24 protein-coding genes and 1 tRNA gene are annotated in these 23,585 nt (G+C 54.2%); 16 read left to right on the forward strand and 9 right to left on the reverse strand.

Features of this window, described 5'->3' with window-relative positions:
• Positions 1-2: 2 nt before the first annotated feature.
• Positions 3-479: a hypothetical protein gene (locus tag WH50_RS18160; RefSeq protein ID WP_110188739.1), complete on the reverse strand. Its 477-nt coding sequence runs from the start codon at positions 477-479 to the stop codon at positions 3-5.
• A 188-nt stretch (positions 480-667) separates the two neighbouring features.
• Between WH50_RS18160 and WH50_RS18165 the strand changes: the two genes are divergently transcribed.
• Positions 668-1,231: a M48 metallopeptidase family protein gene (locus WH50_RS18165; RefSeq protein ID WP_423808469.1), complete on the forward strand. Its 564-nt coding sequence runs from the start codon at positions 668-670 to the stop codon at positions 1,229-1,231.
• 8 nt (positions 1,232-1,239) lie between these two features.
• Here the strand turns inward: WH50_RS18165 and WH50_RS18170 are convergent, their stop codons facing one another.
• The 5 genes from WH50_RS18170 to WH50_RS18190 all read right to left on the reverse strand — a co-directional run bounded on the left by WH50_RS18170 (position 1,240) and on the right by WH50_RS18190 (position 5,474).
• Positions 1,240-1,638, reverse strand: a complete 399-nt coding sequence (locus WH50_RS18170) for a hypothetical protein (protein ID WP_110188740.1) — start codon at positions 1,636-1,638, stop codon at positions 1,240-1,242.
• Between the two features lie 36 nt (positions 1,639-1,674).
• Entirely contained in the window at positions 1,675-2,598 is a 924-nt protein-coding gene (locus tag WH50_RS18175) for a DMT family transporter (protein ID WP_110188741.1), read from the reverse strand.
• Positions 2,599-2,873: 275 nt separating this feature from the next.
• On the reverse strand, positions 2,874-3,740 hold the full coding sequence (djlA, locus tag WH50_RS18180) for a co-chaperone DjlA (RefSeq protein ID WP_104156641.1): 867 nt from the start codon (positions 3,738-3,740) through the stop codon (positions 2,874-2,876).
• Positions 3,733-4,422, reverse strand: a complete 690-nt coding sequence (gene murU / locus WH50_RS18185; RefSeq protein WP_110188742.1) for an N-acetylmuramate alpha-1-phosphate uridylyltransferase MurU — start codon at positions 4,420-4,422, stop codon at positions 3,733-3,735. Before murU ends, djlA begins: the two co-directional genes overlap by 8 nt.
• Positions 4,419-5,474 carry an aminoglycoside phosphotransferase family protein gene (locus WH50_RS18190; protein WP_165838474.1) on the reverse strand — a complete coding sequence of 352 codons (1,056 nt, stop codon included), beginning with the start codon at positions 5,472-5,474 and terminating at the stop codon, positions 4,419-4,421. The genes murU and WH50_RS18190 overlap by 4 nt, the downstream gene beginning before the upstream one ends.
• Before the next feature lie 307 nt (positions 5,475-5,781).
• Here WH50_RS18190 and lptD point away from each other — a divergent pair, with 307 nt between their 5' ends.
• From lptD to WH50_RS18230, 8 genes are all read left to right on the forward strand, one after another.
• Positions 5,782-8,643: an LPS assembly protein LptD gene (gene lptD, locus WH50_RS18195; RefSeq protein WP_110188744.1), complete on the forward strand. Its 2,862-nt coding sequence runs from the start codon at positions 5,782-5,784 to the stop codon at positions 8,641-8,643.
• Positions 8,624-9,958 (forward strand): peptidylprolyl isomerase, encoded by a 1,335-nt coding sequence (locus WH50_RS18200; RefSeq protein WP_165838475.1) that lies wholly within the window; start codon positions 8,624-8,626, stop codon positions 9,956-9,958. Before lptD ends, WH50_RS18200 begins: the two co-directional genes overlap by 20 nt.
• 13 nt (positions 9,959-9,971) lie before the next feature.
• Positions 9,972-10,970, forward strand: coding sequence for a 4-hydroxythreonine-4-phosphate dehydrogenase PdxA (gene pdxA / locus WH50_RS18205; RefSeq protein WP_110188746.1), 999 nt, complete (start codon positions 9,972-9,974; stop codon positions 10,968-10,970).
• A complete protein-coding gene (gene rsmA, locus WH50_RS18210; RefSeq protein WP_110188747.1) occupies positions 10,967-11,836 on the forward strand; it encodes a 16S rRNA (adenine(1518)-N(6)/adenine(1519)-N(6))-dimethyltransferase RsmA in 870 nt (289 codons plus the stop codon). Before pdxA ends, rsmA begins: the two co-directional genes overlap by 4 nt.
• Positions 11,833-12,213: a Co2+/Mg2+ efflux protein ApaG gene (gene apaG, locus WH50_RS18215; protein WP_207780380.1), complete on the forward strand. Its 381-nt coding sequence runs from the start codon at positions 11,833-11,835 to the stop codon at positions 12,211-12,213. The genes rsmA and apaG overlap by 4 nt, the downstream gene beginning before the upstream one ends.
• A gap of 178 nt (positions 12,214-12,391) precedes the next feature.
• On the forward strand, positions 12,392-13,213 hold the full coding sequence (locus WH50_RS18220) for a symmetrical bis(5'-nucleosyl)-tetraphosphatase (RefSeq protein ID WP_110188748.1): 822 nt from the start codon (positions 12,392-12,394) through the stop codon (positions 13,211-13,213).
• 79 nt (positions 13,214-13,292) lie between these two features.
• Positions 13,293-13,619 carry a thiosulfate sulfurtransferase GlpE gene (gene glpE / locus WH50_RS18225; RefSeq protein ID WP_110188749.1) on the forward strand — a complete coding sequence of 109 codons (327 nt, stop codon included), beginning with the start codon at positions 13,293-13,295 and terminating at the stop codon, positions 13,617-13,619.
• A complete protein-coding gene (locus WH50_RS18230; RefSeq protein ID WP_110188750.1) occupies positions 13,619-14,713 on the forward strand; it encodes a tRNA nucleotidyltransferase/poly(A) polymerase-related protein in 1,095 nt (364 codons plus the stop codon). Before glpE ends, WH50_RS18230 begins: the two co-directional genes overlap by 1 nt.
• A 13-nt stretch (positions 14,714-14,726) precedes the next feature.
• Here WH50_RS18230 and folK read toward each other — a convergent pair whose 3' ends face one another.
• Together folK and folB are read right to left on the reverse strand one after the other, a co-directional pair.
• Positions 14,727-15,332: a 2-amino-4-hydroxy-6-hydroxymethyldihydropteridine diphosphokinase gene (gene folK, locus WH50_RS18235; protein WP_110188751.1), complete on the reverse strand. Its 606-nt coding sequence runs from the start codon at positions 15,330-15,332 to the stop codon at positions 14,727-14,729.
• Positions 15,323-15,679 (reverse strand): dihydroneopterin aldolase, encoded by a 357-nt coding sequence (gene folB / locus WH50_RS18240; RefSeq protein ID WP_104156653.1) that lies wholly within the window; start codon positions 15,677-15,679, stop codon positions 15,323-15,325. Before folB ends, folK begins: the two co-directional genes overlap by 10 nt.
• Positions 15,680-15,855: 176 nt before the next feature.
• On the opposite strand from folB, the gene plsY reads away from it, so the two are divergent.
• Entirely contained in the window at positions 15,856-16,431 is a 576-nt protein-coding gene (gene plsY, locus WH50_RS18245) for a glycerol-3-phosphate 1-O-acyltransferase PlsY (RefSeq protein WP_243410161.1), read from the forward strand.
• Between the two features lie 4 nt (positions 16,432-16,435).
• On the opposite strand, the gene tsaD is transcribed toward plsY, so the two are convergent.
• Positions 16,436-17,470, reverse strand: a complete 1,035-nt coding sequence (gene tsaD / locus WH50_RS18250) for a tRNA (adenosine(37)-N6)-threonylcarbamoyltransferase complex transferase subunit TsaD (protein WP_110188758.1) — start codon at positions 17,468-17,470, stop codon at positions 16,436-16,438.
• A 331-nt stretch (positions 17,471-17,801) separates the two neighbouring features.
• Between tsaD and rpsU the strand changes: the two genes are divergently transcribed.
• From rpsU to WH50_RS18280, 6 genes are all read left to right on the forward strand, one after another.
• Positions 17,802-18,017: a 30S ribosomal protein S21 gene (gene rpsU / locus WH50_RS18255; protein WP_104156654.1), complete on the forward strand. Its 216-nt coding sequence runs from the start codon at positions 17,802-17,804 to the stop codon at positions 18,015-18,017.
• A 175-nt stretch (positions 18,018-18,192) separates the two neighbouring features.
• Entirely contained in the window at positions 18,193-18,645 is a 453-nt protein-coding gene (locus tag WH50_RS18260) for a GatB/YqeY domain-containing protein (protein WP_104156655.1), read from the forward strand.
• Positions 18,646-18,876: 231 nt separating this feature from the next.
• Positions 18,877-20,898, forward strand: coding sequence for a DNA primase (gene dnaG / locus WH50_RS18265; RefSeq protein WP_110188752.1), 2,022 nt, complete (start codon positions 18,877-18,879; stop codon positions 20,896-20,898).
• Between the two features lie 198 nt (positions 20,899-21,096).
• Positions 21,097-22,953 carry an RNA polymerase sigma factor RpoD gene (rpoD, locus tag WH50_RS18270; RefSeq protein WP_110188753.1) on the forward strand — a complete coding sequence of 619 codons (1,857 nt, stop codon included), beginning with the start codon at positions 21,097-21,099 and terminating at the stop codon, positions 22,951-22,953.
• A gap of 143 nt (positions 22,954-23,096) precedes the next feature.
• Positions 23,097-23,172, forward strand: a tRNA-Ile gene (locus tag WH50_RS18275).
• A 198-nt stretch (positions 23,173-23,370) separates the two neighbouring features.
• Positions 23,371-23,585, forward strand: a 215-nt coding sequence (locus WH50_RS18280; protein ID WP_243410162.1) for an Arm DNA-binding domain-containing protein, incomplete at its 3' end; no start/stop codon positions are given.

A 23,585-nucleotide genomic window follows, 5' to 3' on the forward strand; every position in this document is an offset into this window, starting at 1 on the left:
GGTCACTGGGTCGACAAACCGCCGATCTCATCAGGGCATTTGACGTGCCGGGGAAAGGCATCAGCACTTTTGTACAACGCCACATTGACCCCATCGATCAGCCACTGCCCTTGCTCGCGCAAGTACTCCAGACTAAAGGTCATGGGCTCATCATTGATATCGTAACCGTTAACCAGCAGGCAATGCCTGGCACTCCCGGCTGCGCTCTCATGATGTGCCACTTCATGTTTCATATAGGTGGGAAACCAAAGCTGGTCACGGGCATCCTGATGAGCCCCTGCCACATCGACGATACGACGGCTGAAGTACTGTGGATATTCCTTGTCCGCCTGCTCCGCCTGGACTACTGCGACATACTGTCGGTAACGCTGGTAGAGAGACTCGGTGGAGTCAGGCCTGGTTGCTTTCGGCACCGTTGCACTGCAACCCACCAGCGTGACCAGTAGCCCTCCTGCAATAGCTGAGGTCAATATCCGCATCCTTTGCACTCCTTTTCCCATAGTAGTGGTTTTCCGTAGTGATGCTTTTCCGTAGTGATGCTTTTCCGTAGTGATGCTTTTCCGTAGTGATGCTTTTCCGTAGTGATAGTCATTGCCCTTTTCGTCTTTCATCCTGAACCGGTGATCCCAATGACGACGTGTAGGGCAACGAAAGCTGTCCTGTTATCATGGAGCCCTTCGACCAGCACAACAACCCAACCTGCTCAATCAACAACACCCGTCACATGACTACACTACGCTACCTGAACGGCTATCCTGACCACCTGCTGCAACAAGTCCGCACGCTGATCGACCGTCAGCAGTTAGGTAGCTGGCTGAATCAACGTTATCCCGATGGCCACGATGTCATCAGTGACCGCGCACTGTACGACTATACGCAAGAGCTGAAAAGTCGCTATCTGCGTACCGCTCCTCCCATTAGCAAAGTCTGTTACGACAGCAAGATAAATGTGCTGCAGCATGCTCTGGGATTACATACCAGCATTTCCCGCATCCAGGGTGGCAAGCTGAAGAACAAGAAGGAAATTCGGATTGCAGCGCTGTTTCGCAAAGCCCCGATGGCGTTCTTGCGCGTGATCGTAGTGCATGAGTTGGCTCATCTGCGTGAGCGTGATCACAACAAGGCGTTTTACCAGCTTTGTCTGCACATGGAACCTCACTATCACCAGCTGGAGTTCGATATGCGGCTTTATCTGACCCATCAGGAGCTGCTGACGGGGTCAGCTGTGTAACCCTGACGTTATTGCAAGTCTGGAGGCAGCACCTGCTGTCTGGCAGCAAATGAGTCCAGCAATGCGGTAGAGTAACGCGCAGCAACCAGCTCTTTACCCTGAGAAAGTAACTCCGGATGAGCCTCCAATAACTGTTGCCAGGTTGTATAAAGCCCGCTGCGCTGCCTCTCGTCCACCAGCCTTAACATCGCATCGGTCAAAGTAGCATGATACAGATCAGGCACACCCAGATGGGTGGCATAGCGGCGAATCCCTTCCGCCAGCCGGCCGAAAGTCAACTCGTAATCAGCCTCCAGCTGTAGCAGAAGCCATGCCAGACGCAGATGGTTGCGATGCTTGAACTGCTCTGCTGGCAACTCAAGCTCCTCAAAGGCCTGCAGGAATAGCTGATCTTCGTTACTGATCATGTGAGGCTCCTCATCAAATAAATACCAATAGGTTTTTTATATTTTGCTCTTGCCACGCAGCAGGGTCGCCAGCTGCCGCCAACGGTTAACAATCAGGGCAAGGAAAATCAGTGAACATCCCAGCAGCTGGTTCCGACTCATTGCTTCGCCATACCAGAGGGCAGCCATCACTGCCGTCCACACAGGCTCCATCATCATAACCAGGGCAGCCCGGGAAGCCGTGGTCTGGCCCTGAGCATAAATCTGTAAAAAAAAGCGCAGGCTGGTGGCGATCAATACACTGGCGAAAAACCATCCCCACATCGCAACTGTCGTGCTCTGCGGCCAGCTTTCGATTAACAGGGACAGGATCATGTTGATCGCACCAACCACTGCCAGCTGGATTGCAACCAGCTGCATGACAGGCAAGCTCGCCGCATAGCGAGTATTAAGATTAAATAGGATGGCGAATAATAGTGCAGACAACAGAAACCAGATATGCGCCAACTCAAGATCAAAACCTCTGTCCCACGCCAGACAGACCACACCGATCAGAGCGATCAGCAACGCCAGCCAGACACTCAACGGCGAGCGTTGTCGATACATGAACCAGCCCACTACCGGTACCAGCAGCACACCAAAACAGGCCAGAAATGCCCCAACGCCAATCTGCGTTGCATGACTGAGGCCGAACACCCAGCACACCATCGCTAACGACATCAGGCCGCCAGTCACCAGGGCACGCAGCCAGTTACGTGCACTGGTGCGCTGCATGTAGCGCCACCCGACGATCACCAGTATCAGGCTGGCCAACAAGAATCGCAGACCAATAAAGAGGAGCGGGGGCCAGCTGGCAACAGCCTCCTTGGAGAAGATCCACCCCAAGCCAGCCAGAAAGGTGACACCAAATAAAATACCATCAGCCCGAGCCGCCTGGGCGGGGTCAGGTTGAGCAGTCAAAGCAGCTTGGGAGGAAGACATAGTCTGGCCTGAGGTCGTACACATGGGGCTGGCGCTAACGCCAAACAGAGAAGGTGTTACAACTAACAGCAACGTAACAGGGTGGCTATTCTCAGTTCAATCCCCCTGTCTGGCAAGGGCTACCGATGGCACCAGTGAGTCGCGTCATAGAGGTAAACAGAAGATACACAGATTCTCTGAGTCAGGAGAGACTGCCGCAGTCAGTACAAAAACCATTGCGGCTTTTGCGCTACGATACTGCGGCCTCAAAGGCGTCTGCCAATAGACACTCAGGGCTATTTCAGTCCACGTGCCTCTTTGACACGCTCATAGGCGGCCTGGATTTCCTGCGTTTTTTCCTTGGCCAGCTGAATCATTTCATCCGGCAAGCCTTTGGATACCAGCTTATCGGGATGATGCTGACTCATTAGTCGACGATAGGCCTGCTTCAGCTCCTGATCGCTTGCTTCAGCGGTCACACCGAGCACACCATAAGCTTCCTGCAGGCCTGCAGCGGCAGAGCGTTGCTGCCCCCATTGCTGGAATTGCTCCTGATAGCCCTGCTGTTGCTGTCCACGCTGGCGATGCCACTGAAAAAAGGCCTGCTCAGCCTGCATCCTGCGGATCAACGACTGAAACTCATCGACGCCGATACGTAACTGGCTACACACCTTATCCAGGACTTCCACTTCTCCCTGAGTGATCTGTCCGTCGATCATCGCCGTTTGCAGCTGGATTTCCAGAAATATCTGGCGCAGAGAAAAACTACGCGACATGCTGAATACCAGTGGTTCCAGCACGGCATGCAGGTCAGTTTGCGGTTCCTTCCCCTGATTGAAAAACCGGATTGCCTCCTGTCGCTGTGCATCATTGAGACGCATGCGATCCATGACCGATTTAGCGAAAGCGATCTCGGTTTCCGTCACACGACCATCGGCCTTGGCCAGACGTCCCATGACGGTAAAGGTAGCAACAAAGAAAGCACGCTGCACCTCCAGATGGCTGCCCGGCCCACTGCTCTTACGCAGTTGTTTATCGAGCCAGTAACCTACTGCAGCACCAAACAATGCTCCCACAGGGCCACCCCAGGGCAAACCAATCAGTCCACCCACAATCAGACCTGTACGATGACGGCTCAACTTTTCCAACCAGACATCACTCACCGGTGGTATTCCTTACCCTCACTTCCAGAGCTGCCAGCCGCTCAGGAGTGCCTACATCGGTCCAGTCCCCCTGATAAAGCTCACCACTGATGCGGTTTTCCAGCATGGCCAGTCGCAACAGCGGCGCCAATTGAAAACGCTCAGACTCGCCAAAACAATAGGTAAACAGTACAGGATGTAACACACTGACGCCGGCGAAGGTACAGGTCTCTCCAAGCTCCTTGTCAGCGTAGATGCGCCCTTCGAACAGAGCAAAATCCCCCTCAGGGTTATGCTCAGGGTTCGGCACCAGTACCAGATGTGCCATGTCATCGTCTTGCAAAGCATTCTTCAGCTTAGCGAAGTCGCAATCAATCCAGACATCGCCATTGATGACAATAAAGGGCTCTTCACCCAGCAAAGGCAGCGCTTTATAAATACCGCCACCGGTTTCCAGCGGCTCATCCTCAGCAGAGTAGCTGATACTGACACCAAACTGACTACCATCCCCCAGGGCCAGCACCAATTGCTCCCCCAACCAGGAATGGTTAATCACGATCTCTGTAATCCCTGCAGCGGCCAGTCGTTCAAGATGGTGAACGATGAGAGGCTTGCCCGCTATCGGCAATAACGGCTTGGGCAACTGCTCGGTCAACGGACGCATCCGCTCTCCCTTTCCTGCCGCCAATATCATTGCTTTCATGTCGTTAAGTCCTTCTGGGCTTCCACACTGATCGAACTACACTCTCGCAGAGCAGGCACTACCTGATCAAGTAGCAGTTGGGCAAAGGGCTCAAATTCGGCATAACACTGCGCCTGCTCCAGAACGTAACCCAATGTCCTTGGAATATCATGCAAGTAGGCTGATTTGCCGTCGCGCAAATGCAGTCTGGCAAAGATGCCGATAGCCTTGAGATGACGCTGCATCCCTGTCAGATCCAGCCAGCGCTGCCATTCCGTCAGACTGACCTCCTGCAAAACGGACGGCTGCTGTTGCCTCAGCAGGTCATAGGCGTATTCACTCCAGCACCTCACCTGTGAGACTGGCCAGCGCAGATAACAGTCCCGTATCAGCGACACCACATCATAGCTGACCGGACCACGCACAGCGCCCTGAAAGTCGATCAGTCCCAGATGTCCCTCCGTCAGACACATCAGGTTGCGCGAATGGAAGTCGCGGTGAATACATACCTGGGGCTGCTCCAGCATTGCTTGAACCAGATGCTGACAGAGCTCTCTCCAGACATGTTGCGTTTTCGATGTCCCAGACAAGTGCAGCAAACCGCGATAGAACCACTCAGCAAAGATTTCCAGCTCACGCTCCAGCATTACCCTATCGTAACAAGGCAGAGGATAGTCCTGGCAATCGTCAATCTGTTGCAAACTGGGTAGAAGTGCCAATGCTTGCTGATACCAGCCATCCACTGTGGCGGCACTCAGCCGGTCTCGCAGCATGACATCGCCAAAATCCTCTACCAGCAAAAAGCCCTGATCGAAGTCGGCAGCCAGGATTTCTGGCAAACGCATCCCCTTTTCCCGCCAATGACGGGCCAACGCCACAAATGCCGGGTTATTTTCCTGGGCCGGGGGTGCATCCACCGCAATGATTGTCGTGCCGTCTTCCCTTATCACCCGGTAATACTTTCGAAAACTGGCATCACCCGACACCAGCTGCCACTGCCAGGATGCAGGCCACGCCTGATTACCACTCTGCGTTTCCGCAACCCATGACTGTAATTGATCAAGCCGGGCCACCCTGCCACTCCTCTGGTTTGCATAAAAGGGATGCATTATTATGCCTGCTTTTAAGACTCTGTCGTCACCCCACTGCATGCGCTGCAGGGCATAGCCCGCGTGCGTCATCGGGTATGGATTGCCTGCTGTCTGCTCCGGCTTGATCGGACCTGGCACCAGCGAAGGCGATAGCGCTGACCTTACAGTATTTGTTGTTACATAACTGACAACGAACTGCGTTGGACAGGTGATAAAGTGCGATTGCCACGGCCCTGCTCCAATAAACTTGCTCAGCGCTGTCCGACACTTTTGACTGAATGGAACCGGCATGACAGCCAGACATCACTTTGTGAAAACTCCCCTGGTCCTCGCCATCGGTGCCGTGATTGTACTGATGAAGCAAGGGCAGGCCTATGCTGCCACTCCAGCGCCTGCGGACTCGACTGAGGCAGGCTGGAATTGCAGCCAGACAGCAAATGGTCGTTGGGACTGCAACCCGTCAGCCCAGGCTGACAGCCCTCCCGCCCTTGAGCCAGCTGTGCCCGCGAAGGTTACTGAAGCCGATGAAGAGGCTGTGCAGGCTCAGCTCGCACCTCTAGACAGTCAGAGCAGCCAGCCCTCTCAGCACACTGAGACGGACGCAGTACAAGAGCCTGCCAGAGAGGCGGCAGCTCCTATGGACACGTCAGAGTCAGCGGCTCCCGCAGATACCGCGAAAGCTCCAGACTCGTCCTCCAGGGCAGAGGCAGGCACATCCAGCCCCGCTGCAACCTATGTTGCCAGCCAGGCCAAAACCAGCGAGACAGTAACAGACAACCCTTCCTCGTTGCAGGACGCCGGACTGGCTGGCAGTCAGTCCGCAGCGGTCGCTCAAGGCTGGCCGATTGAGAACAAACCTGCCGCAGGCAGTGCGATTCCTACCCCATACTCTTATCTGGACTGGTATCAGAACCCAAAGGGGGTGGATCCGACCAATCACTGTGAGGGTTTCTATCAGGAACCCAGCTTCACTGCGAATGACCTCAAACAGCCACAAGAGCATCAGCAGGTTTATGTACTTGCCAATCGCAGTAGCACCCGTCTCGGCGATGACAGCGAACTTTATGGCCCCGTTTACGTGCGCCAGGGAGCGCAACGGGTCGCTGCTGATTATGCCAAATACGATCAAGCCAATGGCGAAGTCCATCTGCAAGGTAACTTGCGTTACCGTCAGCCGGGCATGCTGGTGGTCGGCCAGAGCGGTGATGTGAACCTCAACTCCTCTGCCAGCACTATGCACGACGTCCAGTTCGTTCAGTACGGACTTCATCTGCGCGGTGTCGCTGCATCGCTGAGCAATAACGAGAAAGAACAGCGGACTGAATTGAGCAGTGCCTATTTCACCCGGTGTGAACCTGGCAATGACAGCTGGACCCTGCACGGCAGCAGTATTGTCCTGCACAAGGATGAAGGTTATGGCGAAGCCTACAATGCCACCTTACGGGTCGCTGATGTTCCTATTCTCTACTTGCCGTGGTTTTCCTTTCCGATCTCGGATAAGCGCAAAAGCGGTTTCCTCTACCCCGACTTCAGCGTCAACTCCAAGGATGGTATCGAGATCGCTACGCCCTACTACCTGAACCTGGCACCGAATTACGACGCCACCATCACCCCACGCCTGATAGAGAAGCGCGGACTGCTAACCGAAGCTGAATTCAGATACATGAACGACTGGTCATATAACACTTTTAGTGGTGCCTATATGCCACATGACCAGATTGCCGATAAGACTCGTTGGTTGTTGGGCATCGACCACAAGGGTAATCCATCACCACAGCTGTATACTCGGGTGTATGCTACAAAAGTGGGTGATATCGATTACCAGAAAGACCTGTCCGTCGATTTATCAGTAGAAAAGGACACCCACCTGGATCAGGTCGGAGAGGTTCGCTACTACGGCGACAACTGGAATGCCGGAGCGCGGGTCAAGTATTATCAGACGCTGGACGACACCATAGCCAATCCTTACCAGGAGTCACCGCACTTCGATGTATCCGGCAGCGTGCCCAACTCAGTTCAAAATCTGGGCTTGGGCTACAGCTTCCAGACCACCAATTTCACCCGTAAACAGGACAAGTTAAGTGGTATAGACAAGGCCACCGGCCTGCGAACTGTGGCTCAGGCCAATGCCAGCTACAATCTGGTGCGCCCCTGGGGCTTTGTCCGCGGCAGCACCCGCCTGAACCAGCGTTTCTACTCTCTGGACAACATGCCCACCGGGTATGCCGACAGCGATCAGTTCACTATTCCTACCGCTACGCTGGATACCGGCCTGGTCATGGAGCGTCAGTATGACTTCCGTGATGAGAGTTTCACCCAGACTCTGGAGCCTCGCCTGTTCTACACCTATACCCCTTATCAGGATCAGTCCAGGCTACCGCTGTTTGATACGGATGAGCTGACCTTTAACTACGATCAGCTTTGGCGTGACTACCGGTTCACCGGTCAGGATCGCATCGGTGACATGAATCAAGTATCAGCAGGCTTGACCTCACGCTTCTACGAAGATGATGGCAGTCAGCGGGCGATGCTCGGTCTTGGCCAGACGTTCTACTTCCAGGATCGCAAGGTACGACTTGAAGAAGATGATGAGACGCTCACCTCATCAACCTCCCCGATTGCTAGCCGCGGCGAGTTCCAGATCAACCAGCGCCTGTCGCTGCTGGCAGACGCGGTGTGGAGCCCGCAACAGAGCGTACTGAGTGACAGTGGCGTGACACTCCGTTACCAAAGCGATATCGACCACATTATCAACCTGCGTTTGCGCAAGTTTTACGAAGATGACCCGGAAAGCAGCAGTTTCAATCGGGATGACTTCCAGTATCAAACCGACATGTCAGTCATCTGGCCGATCAGTGCCCAGTACTCACTGCTCGCACGCTGGAACCGGGACATTGAAGAAAGCCGTACGCTGGAAACCATGCTGGGCGTGGAATATGAAAACTGCTGCTGGCGTGTGCGCGCTTTGCAGCGCAACTGGTACGATGGCGACGCGGAGGATGATGAGCGTCGTAAAAGCGGTGTATTCCTGCAGTTCACCCTCAAAGGACTGGCCGGTTTCAATACTGGCTTTGGTGACAATGGTAGTAATACCTCTTCCATTCTCGAAGAAATTACAGGATTCGAAGAACGTGAAAGCAACAACAAATAAGCGCAGCGCGCTGCGTCATTTCCGTCATCTGTTTTTGCTCGGAGCCGTTATCACTCCTGTCTGCTGGGCTGCTTCGGCAGCCAAGCCTGCCCAACCTGCTGCCGCCGTTGACCGGCAACTGGATGGTGTAGCGGCCATCGTTGATGATGATGTCGTACTGAATAGCGAACTGGATCGCCGTATTCGCATGGTGCAGCAGCGCTTCAAAGATAAACAGCTGCCCCCCTATGACCAGCTACGTCATCAGGTCCTGGAGCAACTGGCCATGGAGCGCCTGCAATTGTCGCTGGCTAAACAGCGCGGCATCCGCATCAGTGATAACGAGCTGAATGCGGCCCTGACCAAAACAGCCGCGGCCAATAACATGGATTTGCTGCAGTTCAAGAACGCGCTGGAAGCAGAAGGTACCTCTTTTGATGGTTTCCGCGAAGAAGTGCGTAATACCATCACTATCCAGAAACTGCAGCAGCAGGCCGTCAACAGCCGCATTCACATTTCTGATTCAGAAGTGAAGCAACTGATGCAGAATCCCAACTCTGCCTTCGGCTCACTGAAGTTTCACTTGCATCACATCCTGATCCCGATACCAGAGACCCCCTCCCCCAAGCAGATTGACGAAGCCCAGGCCAAAGCTAGGCAGGTGTATGAGGACGCCAAAAAAGGCGCCGACTTCGACCAGCTCGCACTGGCTTATTCCAGTAGCCAGACGGCATTGGAAGGGGGTGATATGGGCTGGAAATCCACTGCCGAGCTGCCGAGTATTTTCACCGATGTTGTCCCCACTATGGGGGTAGGCGATGTTGCCGGACCGATCCGTAGCGCCAGCGGCTTCCATATCGTCAAGCTGGTCGATCGTCAGGGCGCTCCCAATACCGTGATCGAGCAGACTCATGCCCGTCATATTCTGCTTACCCCTTCAGCCATTCGTGACGAAGCTCAGACCAAGGCGCTGGCAGATCGCCTGCGTCAGCGCATCAACAATGGCGAAGACTTTGCCAAGCTGGCCAAGGAGTATACCGACGATCTGGGCTCGAAGGTGTCTGGTGGTGATCTCAACTGGGTCAACCCTGGCCAGACCGTACCCGCCTTTGAGCAGGCCATGAACCAGCTGCAGCCCGGTGAAATCAGCCAACCCATTCATACCGAGTTCGGCTGGCATATCATCCAGGTACTGGAGCGCCGCAAGGAAGACATGAGTAAAAACATGCTGGAGGCTGAAGCTCGCAACATTCTGCGTAAACGTCGCTATGAGGAAGAACTGCAGAACTGGCTACGTGAAATTCAGGCAGAGGCCTATATTGACTACAAGTACTGAGTTCCAGCACGGCATGACAGCCCCGCTGAAGGCCCCTATGGTGATCACTGCCGGCGAACCTGCTGGCATTGGTCCTGATCTGGTCCTGATGCTGGCACAGCAGCCACGCCAGCATCCCTGGCTGGTGATTGTCGACCCCGAGTTATTGCGGCAACGAGCGATTCAACTGCATCTGCCTATTGAAATAGTACAGTGGCAGGCCGGCGATACCGTGCCACAGGCTGCGGGGGTACTTGGGGTCATAGCTGAACATCTCACTTCACCATGCCGCACCGGTGAGTTAAGCACGACCAATGCCTCCTATGTGCTGCGCACACTTGAGCGCGCCACTCAGGGTTGCCTGCAGGGCTGTTACAGCGCCATGATCACGGCCCCTGTTCACAAGGGGGTGATCAATGATGCGGGCATTGCTTTCAGTGGACACACCGAATTCCTGCAGGAGCTGTGCAAGGTCCCCAAAGTGGTGATGATGCTGGCTACACAGGGCTTGAAAGTAGCGCTGGCGACGACACATTTACCGTTACGTGCGGTGGCCGACGCCATTACGGCACCATTGCTGGAGGAAGTGATCGGCATTCTGGATCAGGACCTGCGTATCTGGTTTGGGCTGGCATCGCCACGTATTCTGGTGTGCGGGCTCAACCCTCATGCAGGAGAGGGCGGACACCTGGGGCGAGAAGAGATCGACGTGATCGAACCATGCCTCGAGCGACTGCGCCAGCAGGGTCTACAACTGATCGGGCCGCTGCCTGCGGACACGTTGTTCACAGACAAACACCTGCAACAGGCTGACGCTGTGCTGGCGATGTATCACGATCAGGGCTTACCCGTGCTTAAATACAAAGGCTTTGGCCAGGCCGTTAACATAACGCTGGGCCTGCCCATTATTCGAACCTCCGTAGATCACGGCACGGCGCTGGATCTGGCAGGAACAGGACGCGCCGATGCCGGTAGTCTGGCGACGGCACTGCAATACGCTGCCCACATGGCAGCTATCAAAGAGCATTTATGACATCGAAACACTCTGGGACGCACAAGAACCCCGGCTTTCAGGCCCGCAAGCGCTTCGGCCAAAACTTTCTGCATGACGCCGGTATCATCGGCCGCATCATTCGTGCTATCAATCCTCAGCCCGGCCAGCGTATTGTCGAAATCGGCCCGGGCATGGGAGCACTGACTCAGGACCTGATTGCGGCTGCCGGACAGCTGGATGTGGTCGAGCTTGACCGCGATCTGATCCCGATTCTGCGAACCAACCTGTTTCGCCATCTGGACACGCTGAGAGTACACGAGGCCGATGCGCTGAAATTCGATTTTTCCAGTCTGCTTCATGAGCCCGCTGAACAGCTGCGGGTTGTTGGTAACCTTCCCTACAACATATCGACTCCGCTGATTTTCCATCTGCTGTCCTATCAGAGCCGCATCAAGGACATGCACTTCATGCTGCAAAAGGAAGTGGTGGAGCGGATGGCAGCAGGGCCAGGTGACAACAATTACGGTCGCCTGAGTATCATGACCCAGTATTACTGCCAGGTTGTGCCCTTGTTCCTGGTCGGGCCCGGTGCTTTTAACCCGCCCCCCAAGGTCGACTCAGCTATTGTGCGTCTGGCGCCTTACACAGAGCTGCCACACCCGGCACAATCTCTGCCAGCTCTGGATTTGGTGGTGCGCACGGCCTTCAGCCAGCGACGCAAAACCCTGCGCAACACGCTCAAACCTCTGCTGGAGGCGTCACATATTGAATCTCTGGGAATTAACCCGGGAGATCGCCCCGAGCATCTGAGCCTGCAGGATTACGTTCGCCTCAGTGACCTGTACTTTCAGCTCCACCCCACGCCAGTCACTGATACCACTGACGGATCAGGAGCAGCAGAATGAGTACAGAGATGCCCCCCATCACGGTAGATGTGGAAACGCAGTACCTGAGCGACCAATCGGTGCCCGAAGAAAACCGTTTCGTCTTCAGCTATACCATCACCATCCACAATACGGGTCTGCAAGCTGCGCAACTGCTGAACCGCCACTGGATTATCACGGATGGCAACCAGCAGATTCAGGAAGTCAAAGGCAAGGGTGTGGTCGGTGAACAACCACTGATAGCCCCCGGCAGCAGCTATCAGTACAGCAGTGGCTGCGTGCTGGCGACAGCTGTTGGCAGCATGCGTGGTTATTACGAAATGAAAGGCGAAAATGGACAGCTGTTCCAGGCCCCCATCCCAGCCTTTACTCTGGCCAAACCCATGGCATTGCATTAAACCCACAGCAACTTTAAACCCACAGCACCTTTGGCAAGGCAACATTCTTGCATTGAGCAGAGCGTAGCCTTGCATTAACCTGCCACGGTAAGCTCGCAAGCAAAATGGCTGCGACTTCACATGATGCTCAGACAACCTCACTGGTGATTGATTAACTCTTTATCTCTGCAGGAGTTGCATGGCCACCTACGTTATTGGTGACATTCAGGGCTGCTATCAGGAACTGATGGCGCTGCTTGACCTTATTCAGTTTTCCGCCTCAGACCGGCTGTGGCTGACCGGGGATCTGGTCAATCGCGGTCCAGGTTCTCTGGCAACATTGAGGGCGATCAAGCAACTCGACAGCCAGGTGATTACGGTACTTGGTAACCATGACCTGCATCTGCTGGCGGTCGCCTATGGCCATGGCACCTGCAAGCGCGGTGATACTATTGATGACATTCTTGCTGCGCCGGACTGCGATGAACTCCTGGACTGGCTGCGTTATCGTCCACTGCTGCATCTGGAAGAGCGCAAGGTACTGGTTCATGCAGGCCTGCCACCAATCTGGTCCGCAGATGATGCCCAGAGCTTCGCTCACGAAGTCGAAGCCGTACTGCGCAGCGACGACTACCTGCGCTACTTCGCCAACATGTACGGCAATCAGCCCGATTGCTGGCGCGAGCATCTGAGTGGCCCCGCCCGCTGGCGCATCATTACCAACTATCTGACCCGTATGCGCTTTGTCGGCCCGCGAGGCGAGCTGGAACTCAAGAGCAAAAGCGAGCTGAATGCAGCGCCAGCAGGCTATCGTGCCTGGTTCTACTACCCCAATCCGGAATGGGCAGGATACCGCATATACTTTGGCCACTGGGCTGCACTGGTAGGCCATACCGGCATGCATGACGTATTCGCCCTCGACACGGGATGCGTCTGGGGCAATTCCCTTACCGCTCTGCGCCTCGAAGACCAACGCTTGTTCAGTGTACCGAGTCGCCAACCCCGAACTATCGAAAACTAACCGACCTCAGCTTCATCCGCATTCCGTGTCACCGTCAGTGGCACAAAGGTCGTAGCCAGACTTTGCAGGAGCCACCCGCATGAACAACTTCACTCGTATTTCCCCCAGCCAGGCCAAGGACATGATTGGCAACGGAGCACAGGTCGCGGATATTCGTGACCCGGTATCCTACAGCAATGGCCATATTCCCGGTGCTTCGGCACTGAGTAATGAAAACCTGCAACACTTTCTGGAAAGCGCTGACCCGGATCATCCCCTGATCGTCGTGTGCTATCACGGACACAGCAGCCAGAGCGCCGCCAGCTTTCTTGCCAATCACGGTTTTGAACAGGTTTACAGCATGGATGGCGGCTTTGAAGAGTGGCGCACACTGTTTCCTGCCGACATTGCCACAGGTAACAGCTGATGCAGATCTATCTGGTCGGCGGAGCCGTACGGGACACATTGCTTGGTCGCCCCGTACTGGAGCGGGACTGGGTCGTGGTCGGTGCAACAGCGGAACAGATGCTGTCATTGGGTTATACCCAGGTAGGCAAGGATTTCCCCGTATTTCTGCACCCTCACAGCCATGAGGAGTACGCCCTTGCTCGCACCGAGCGCAAGTCAGGGCGTGGCTATACCGGCTTTGTCTGCCACGCCAGCCCTGATGTCAGTCTGGAAGAAGATCTCGCCCGTCGAGACCTGACCATCAATGCCATGGCCATGGATGACCAGGGTCATATTGTCGATCCTTATGGTGGTCAGTCCGATCTGCAGCTTCGTCAGCTCCGTCATGTCTCCCCTGCGTTCAGCGAAGATCCGCTGCGTATCTTACGCGTTGCCCGCTTTGCTGCCCGCTATGCCGAACTGGGCTTTCAGGTAGCGCCTGCAACCAATGAGTTGATGCGCAGTATCAGTGCCTCCGGCGAGCTGGAAAGCTTAGTGCCAGAGCGCATCTGGAAAGAAATGAGCCGAGCCTTGATGGAGCCGAAACCGCAATGCTTTTTCCAGGTTCTGGCAACGGCCAATGCTCTCAGCGGTATTCTGCCGGGACTCTGCGACTGGCCCGACACGGGCGATGATCTATTGCAGCACGCAGTTACTGCGCAACTGCCGCTGGCTTGTCGCTATGCCTTGCTGAGCTTGTTGAGCGAACAGCCTGAACGCTGGGCTGAACATCTGAAAGTCCCCAATGAGGAGCGACAGCTGGCACAGTTGCTGCGGCGTCAAGGCTCTGCCTGCTTACAGGCGGACAATGCAGAAGACTGGCTGACGGTTCTGGAGGGGTGTGATGCGCTGCGGCGGCCGGAGCGTTTTGCTCAGTTTCTGGCATGCCTGCCAACACTCGCCGTATTCCACGGGCAGCCGGCACCCGCGGCTAACGCTATGCAGAATTGGCAAATGCGCCTGGCGCATATCAAAGCGGTAGATGTTGCCCCACTGCTTGCACTGGGACTTAAAGGCAAAGATCTGGCTCAGCGCATTCGCAGTGAGCGACTGGCTATCTTACAAAGCCACTAGCGAAATGAGTTGATCAGTCGTTACTTGTGAGCGGCTGCCAAAGCTCGCCCGGCATATCAGCAGGCAAAACCATGGCAGCAGTTTCAGGCCAGATAACGCTGCCTTGCTGGGAAATGACCCGCCCTTGCCACTGATAGTCTACGGTCCAGATACGCTGCTCGGTATCACTAAACTGCCGCCAACAGGTCTGATAGTCATCAGCGCTCCCCGGATGGGGCATCGCTCCCGCCACCTCGGCCATGGGCAGGAGCATGTGGGCGTAACTCAACAAATCCTTGCGCGGCAGGCTGAGCGTCGCAAAGCGCCCATGCCAGTCAGCATAGGTGAGAATATCGATGTCCAGGGTACGCGAACTGAACTTCACGGCATCACTGGGGCGACCATGACGCAACTCAATCTCACGCAGCCTGGCTGCCAGAGCATCCAGCGGTAGTTCAGTGGTGAAGCCAACCACCATGTTGAAAAACGCAGGGCCGTTAAAGCCCACAGCCGGGCTTTCATACACAGATGACAACAGCAAATCACCAAAATGCTGCTGTAACTCGTCCAGACCTTGAGCAAGGTGAAACTCACGCTGCTGATTGGAGCCCAGACTGACAAATACGCTGATCAACGCCACTCACCCCGCTCAATTTCCACTCCCACTTCAGCGGCGCTGATCACTGCACCAGGCTTCGCTACCCGAACGCGTATCCACGGCAAGCGAAACTCACGCATGAGCAAATGGGCTACTTCTTCTGCCAGGGTTTCCACTAACTGAAACTCACTGCCGCCGACAAACTCGTGCAGGCGATCAGCGACCTCCTTGTAGCTTGGTGTGCAGTTGATATCGTCACCACTGGCTGCAGGGCGAATATCCGTCCCCAGATCCAGATCCAGTAACAGACGCTGTCTGATCTCCCGCTCCCAGTCGAACACACCGATAAGGGTTTCGATCGCCAGACCACGAATAAATACTTTGTCCATGCCCATCCTCAGATGACGTTTGTGCGACTGGCACGTATGCTAGGCCCTGAACTGACGCCAACACGAGCCTTGCTGTAGCCAGAAGGCCCCCATCAGCAGCCACGAGCTTAAAGTCGTGGCAACTGCAAGGGACTGACACAGCACCCTGACCACAATAACTGGCCGAGGACATCACCTTGCCCGAACTCCTGGTCTTAGCCGCCTTGCTTATCCTGGCCTACCTGCTTGGCTCGATGAACTCAGCCATTTTGATCTGTCGTTGTTTTAACTTGCCAGACCCACGCCAACATGGCTCCGGTAATCCAGGCGCGACCAATGTTTTACGCCTGGGGGGCAAGCTGCCTGCCCTGCTGACCCTTTGTGGCGATGTCAGCAAGGGTGTCATCCCCACGATAACCGCCGACTACTTGCATTTTTTACCATTGGGCCTGAGTTTAGTGGCCCTGGCTGCCGTAATGGGTCATCTGTTCCCAGTGTTTTTTGGTTTTGCCGGTGGGAAAGGCGTAGCGACAGCCTTCGGCAGCATATTAGCAATCAGCCTGCCTCTGGCTGTCAGCTTGTTACTTTGCTGGCTGGCAGGGGCCCGAGTGCTGCAACGCTCCTCAGGTGGAGCGCTTTGTGCGGCCTTAGCAGCACCGGTTCTAAGCTACTGGCTGGCACCAGCCTATCTGCCGTTGATGCTGGCATTATGCGCTATCTTGATGTTCCGTCATGGCGACAACTGGCGCAGCTGGCATCTGCCACCCAAATAGCAGCTCAGCCAGCAGAGGGCGGCGTCAACTCACTCAGTGGCCAACGTGGACGAACCTGCACCTGCAAATCCTGTCGTTCCCCCGCCAGCAGCCGCTGGCAGCCCGCGTAGGCGATCATGGCGCCATTATCGGTACAAAACCTTGGCCGAGCATAAAACACTTCGCCCTGCATGGGGCGTAAAGCAGCTTCCAGTCGTTCACGCAGCGCCTTGTTAGCACTGACACCACCGGCAATGACCAGACGTTTCAAACGTGCTTCCTGTAAAGCGCGCTTACATTTGATGACCAGTGTGTCCACCACAGCATCCTGAAATGCCCAGCAGATATCGGCCTGGGTTTGCGGCTCCAACACTCCCTGCTGCTGATGATCAGTTACCGTATTTAGCACCGATGTTTTCAGTCCGCTGAAGCTGAAATCAAGCCCTGGCCGGTTGGTCATGGGTCGGGGAAAAGTGAAGCGACCAGCAACGCCCTGCTCTGCCAATGCAGCAACACGAGGTCCGCCAGGATAGCCCAGCCCCAACATCTTGGCAGTCTTATCGAATGCCTCGCCGGCAGCATCATCCAAAGACTCGCCCATCAAACGGTAACGGCCGATACCATCGACCCTCACCAATTGGGTATGCCCACCAGACACCAGCAACGCCAGGAAAGGGAAAGTGGGAGGATTATCTTCCAGCATCGGCGCCAGCAGGTGTCCCTCCATGTGATGCACACCGATAGCAGGGACACCCCAGGCCATTGCCAGACTGCGGGCGGTGGATGCACCGACAAGCAGGGCACCAATTAAGCCCGGGCCGGCGGTATAGGCCACACCATCTATCTGACCGCGGGGTAAACCTGCCTGAGCAAATACTTCACTGACCAGCGGTAACAACTTGCGTACGTGATCTCGCGAAGCCAGTTCCGGAACCACACCGCCAAACTCGGCATGCATTTCCACCTGAGAAAATAACGCATCGCCCAACAAGCCATGCTCTGAATCAAAAATCGCCACCCCTGTTTCATCACAGGAGGTTTCGATACCTAGTACACGCATGAGTTGGCCCAAAAAACCGTAAATAGATAGATAGAAGGAAGCGCCAGAACCATATCAATGACGGCCTGAGCGCGCCTCGCATGGCAACGGAGTAAATCCAGGAAGGGGTTCACGCCGAATAGCAGGGCGTTATCATACCAGCACCCTATGGGGAGCCAAAGGCACTTGTCACGAGATTAATACGCGCACTTACAGCAACTGAGGTAGTGGGAAAACAAGTTTAACAACAAGAGCAACAGCCAAGAGTTTACAGTTAGGGCTGAGGCATCTAGAATAACCGCGCCCGTTTCTGGGCGTTATTTTTTTAAACCAACCATACGAAGGAAGTTAAATGCCTAGCGTAAAAGTTAAAGATAACGAGCCGTTTGACGTAGCCCTGCGTCGTTTCAAGCGTTCCTGCGAAAAAGCAGGTGTTCTGGCTGAAGTTCGTCGCCGCGAATGCTACGAAAAGCCCACTACTATCCGTAAGCGTGAAGCTGCCGCTGCTGTTAAGCGTCACCTGAAAAAGCTGTCTCGCGAACAGCGTCGCATGCAGCGCCTGTACTAAGTTACAGCTGCAAGCAAGCCTGTCCCGCTGCAGGTGACAGATGCCTAGCGAAGCAAGGCGAAAGCCAAGCATACCGCAGCGACTGAATGTCGTTGGCAACATAGATACTTCAGTCGTTCCGGCCAACTGCCGAACGGCCTGATGACAGAATTCACCCCAATGTGTGGATATGGGCATGTCAGATACCGGATTGAAACACAGCATCACTGAAGCAATGAAAGCAGCGATGCGTGCACGTGACCAGAAACGCCTGGGCACCATCCGTCTGATGCTGGCAGACATTAAACGCATTGAAGTTGACGAACGAATCGAACTTGATGACGCCCGCATTCTTGCCGTGCTGGACAAAATGCAGAAGCAGCGTCGCGATTCCATTGAGCAGTTTGCTCAAGCCGGTCGCCAGGACCTAGTCGACATTGAGACCGCCGAAATGGAGGTGATCCAAACTTTTCTTCCAGCACCTTTCACCGATGAAGAACTGGAAATACTTATCGAGCAAGCTATCACTGAGTCCGGCGCTGAATCCGCCAAAGACATGGGCAAAGTGATGGGGCTGCTGAAACAGCGTGCCCAGGGCCGTGCCGATATGACAGCTATCAATAAAAAGGTGAAAGCACGCTTGGGCTAAAATGTCCCGGAGCGTATACCACAGCGCCACAGTGAATCTTATCAGTTGATAATTTTTTACTTATCAACCGCTATCTGCAGCCAGCAATATTGTACGTAAGGCTGGCTGCTGCTAGTTTCTTTGATGCTTAGCCATCTGAGATTAAGCCTTATATAGCTTGGCAAGTGCACTTGCAAAGCTGATTTGAGGCTCAGTTATCTCGCCCACTACCGAGCAGCACCGCCTAACATCATGGCAGGAAAAATTCCTCAACGTTTTATCGATGACTTGTTATCGCGCACCGATATTGTCGATGTCATTGATGAGCGCGTGCCGCTGAAAAAGACAGGTAAAAACTACTCAGCCTGCTGTCCGTTCCATCAGGAAAAGTCCCCATCGTTCTCTGTCAGCCCCGACAAACAGTTCTACTACTGCTTTGGCTGTGGCGCTTCTGGCAACGCGCTTGGCTTTATCATGGAGTATGACCGCGTCGAATTTCGTGGCGCAGTCGAGACATTGGCACAGCGTGCCGGGCTTGAAATCCCAACGGAAGCCCAGGACAACGACAGCAAGGAAGACAAGCAGACACCCATTCTGGCCATACTGGAAGAGGTCGCCGAGTGGTATAGCCTGCAGCTGAAGGAGCACCTTCAACGCGATAAAGCGATCAGCTATCTGCGTAAGCGCGGCCTCACCGGGCAAACAGCCAAAGCATTTGGCATAGGCTTTGCGCCGCCTGGCTGGGATAACGTACTGTCCCGTTTTGGCACCACGGCAGCCCGACGTCAGGCACTGATTGACGCGGGACTGCTGATCGACAAGCCTGAAGAAGGCAGGTGTTATGACCGTTTCCGCGACCGCATCATGTTCCCCATACGCAACAGCAAGGGCAAGATCATCGGTTTTGGCGGTCGGGTATTGACCAATGAAAAACCTAAGTACCTGAACTCACCGGAGACTCCCGTTTTCCATAAGAATCAGGAACTGTATGGCCTCTATGAGGCGCGCAAGTACTGTAAACGACTGGAACGCTTCGTCATTGTCGAAGGCTACATGGATGTAGTGATGCTAGGCCAACATGGCCTGCACGAGGCCGTTGCAACTCTGGGTACGGCGACTAGCGATACTCATCTGCGCACCCTCTTCCGCCGCGTGGAAGAAATTGTATTCTGCTTCGATGGCGATGAAGCGGGGCGTAAAGCTGCCGAGCGCGCACTCATGACCGTGCTACCACTAATGGAAGATGGTCGGCAGGCCCGCTTCCTTTTCCTTCCTGATGGTGAAGATCCCGACAGTCTGATCCAACAGGAAGGCCTTGAGGCATTCCAACGCCGCCTGAATCGGGCACAAAGCTTCTCTGATTTCCTTTTTGATCACCTCCAGGGCGGAGAGGTGCCAGACACTGCTGAAGCCAAAGCAATGCTGAGCAAGCGTGCACTACCACTGATTGCCCAGATTAAAGAAGGCATCCTCAAGCAGCTGCTGATGGATAATCTGGCCCATCTCACTGGCATGGACAGCCAACGCTTGCAGCAATGGCTGGAACACGATCAGCCTGCCCCCATCAAAGACATCAACGCTTATCAGGAGCCTGCCTGGGACGAGGCCCATCCAGCAGAATACGCTGACTATGCGCCAATAGGCATGCCTGCAGCAGATGACAATGAGTTTGGCTATCCACCCTATTACACCGAAGATGAAGAGGCCTTCTCCTCTCCAATGCCATTAACTGGTAAAAAGGAATGGAAGAAAAAAGGCGGTAAAAAGCAAAAAGGGGAATGGAAAAAATCAGCTGCAAAACACGAAAAAGAAGAACCCATAGGCAAGGTCGTGCGCATGACCCCTTGCCGAGCAGCGGTGCTGACTCTCATTCGCAGCCCAGAAGCCTTGGCCGATCTTGATATCGACCTCAACTATCTGCACTCCTTTGCCGATAGCGAAATTCATTTCCTGCTGGAACTGATCACCTATTTGCGACATCAACCAGAAGCAGGATTTGCAGATCTCGCTGCACATTTTGACTTTGCCAATAACCCAAGTTGCCGATTCCTCAATCAGCTGTCAGAAATCAGCTATCAGGCTGATGCCGATGACGGACAACGCTACTTGCGCAGCAATCTCATACGATTACAGATTGATGCAATTCAGCAGCAATATGAGTCATTGCAGGAAAAGCTTCTCAAGCAGATCCGCTTTACTGAAGAAGAGAAACAACAGTACCGGGATTTGCAGCCAAAACGGTTGGAGCTGCAACAACTTCTCAAGGGTCAATAATCAAATAACCCTTGAAAAAACGGCGACTTGGCACAATTAAGCTACAATACTTGCCTGACCCCCTCCAGAGTCAGATAAAGTTCACCTCTTGTGATACAGGCTGGAACTGGGAGCCGCACCCTTCTGGCACAAAAAACCGTCTATAGGTTATAATATGCGGCTTTGTTCCTCACTCGCGTCACGTTCTATAGGGTATCTATGGCCGGAAGTTCACAACAGTCCCGTCTGAAAGAGCTCATTGCCAAAGGCAAGGAGCAGGGCTACCTCACATACGCAGAAGTCAATGACCACCTACCGGAGGATATTTCTGATCCGGATCAGGTGGAAGATATCATCCGAATGATTAATGACATGGGTATTGCGGTGGTAGAAGAAGCCCCCGATGCCGATTCATTGATGATGAGCGACAACGAAGCTGATGACGCTGCTGCAGAAGAAGCAGTCGCTGTGCTCGCAGCCGTCGAAGGTGAAGTGGGACGCACCACTGACCCGGTTCGTATGTACATGCGCGAGATGGGTACAGTCGAACTGCTGACGCGTGAAGGCGAGATCGTTATCGCCAAGCGTATTGAGGAAGGTATCCGTGAGGTAATGTCAGCCCTCGTCTACTATCCCGGCTCTGTAGCCGAGGTGCTGGCCAATTATGAACAGGCACAGGAAGAAGGCGGTCGCCTCAGTGATCTGTTCAGCGGCTACATTGATGCGGACGACAGCGAGTACTCTCTGGTTGAAGTTGAAGACGTTGACCTGGAAATGGAAGACGAAGAAGGCGACGACAGCGATGATGAAGAGGAAGAAGAAGGAGAGGGAAATGGTGACGACACCAAGGATGAGGGCGAGAAAGGTCCTGATCCTGAAGAAGCCAAGCTGCGCTTCGGTGAAATCATCGAACAGTTTGAACTGACCACTGTTACCCTTGTACAACTTGGCCGCGGAGCAGCCGACAGCCAGGCAGCTTTGCAGCGTCTTGGCGAGCTGTTTGCCCCCATCAAGCTTGTCCCACGCATTTTCGACAAACTGGTCAATCGCGTACGCCTTGCTGTGGATCGAATCCGCGAGCAAGAACGCAATATCATGACCATCTGTACCCGTAAGGCTCGTATGCCCCGTAAGGACTTCATCAAGATGTTCCCGGGCAACGAAATCAATCCTGAGTGGATTGAAGGCCTGATTGCGGCAGAAAAGCCTTACTCCAAAGGTATAACCCTCAATAAAGAAGACCTGCTACGGTGTCAGCGTAAGCTGCGTCAGATTCAGGAAGAGGTCGGCCTGGAGCTGGCTGAGATTAAAGAGGTCAACCGTCGCATTTCTATCGGTGAAGCTCGTGCTCGCCGTGCCAAGAAAGAAATGGTTGAAGCTAACCTGCGTCTGGTTATCTCCATTGCCAAGAAATATACCAACCGCGGCCTGCAGTTCCTTGACCTGATTCAGGAAGGCAACATCGGCTTGATGAAAGCTGTAGACAAGTTTGAGTATCGTCGCGGTTACAAATTTTCTACTTATGCTACCTGGTGGATACGTCAAGCCATCACCCGCTCGATTGCCGACCAGGCACGCACAATCCGTATTCCCGTACACATGATTGAGACCATCAACAAGCTCAATCGTATTTCTCGTCAGATGCTTCAGGAAATGGGCCGTGAACCCACCCCAGAGGAGCTTGGCGAGCGTATGGATATGCCGGAAGACAAGATTCGCAAGGTACTGAAGATCGCCAAAGAGCCGATCTCCATGGAAACGCCTATCGGTGATGATGAAGACTCGTCACTGGGCGACTTCATTGAAGACACTAACCTGTCTTCCCCCATGGACTCAGCAACATCTGAAGGCCTGCGAGAAGCAACCCGTGAGGTACTGGCTAGCTTGACCGCCAGAGAAGCGAAGGTGCTGCGCATGCGCTTCGGTATCGACATGAACACTGACCACACCCTTGAAGAAGTGGGTAAACAGTTCGATGTTACCCGTGAGCGTATTCGTCAGATCGAAGCCAAAGCACTGCGTAAACTTCGCCATCCTACTCGTTCAGAGCACCTGCGTTCGTTCCTCGACGAGTAATCGCTAAGCACGAAATGCAGAACAAAAACCCACCCTGGTGGGTTTTTGTGCATTTAGCCTGCTTATATCGTAAAAAAATCAACAGTTTAGTATTAAAGAGTGTTGGCACTGCTGCACTGCATCGGTATAATCGCTGCCGTTTCGGGCCTATAGCTCAGCGGTTAGAGCAGGGGACTCATAATCCCTTGGTCGTAGGTTCAAATCCTACTGGGCCCACCATATACCTGTTTATAGCTGTCTCTATCTGTCTATGAACACCCCTCAAGAGCCCGCCATATGCGGGCTTTGTTGTCTCTGGCTGTCTCTCCCTGTCTATCCCTATCATTGAAATTTTTGTATGCCTATGTGTATTCTCAGGTCTGATTTGAACCGGAGGCATACAAGCTCATGAAGCGTTCAGATATCAAGCGTCGGCCCATGTCTGACACAACTTTGTCAGGACTTGAACCGGAAACCGGGGTCTATCGAGAGCTGGACGGCAACGGCCTGTACATCAAGGTGAAGCCTTCGGGTGCCAAGTCTTGGGAGCTGCGTTACAAGAAGCCCGATGGAAAGTGGTCATGGGTTGGCCTGGGTGGATACCCTAACGTCAGTGCCTCCCTTGCGAGAAGGAAAGCCTCTGAGCTGAGGGC

Source organism: Pokkaliibacter plantistimulans, from assembly GCF_003194385.1.
Classification (GTDB): domain Bacteria; phylum Pseudomonadota; class Gammaproteobacteria; order Pseudomonadales; family Balneatricaceae; genus Pokkaliibacter; species Pokkaliibacter plantistimulans.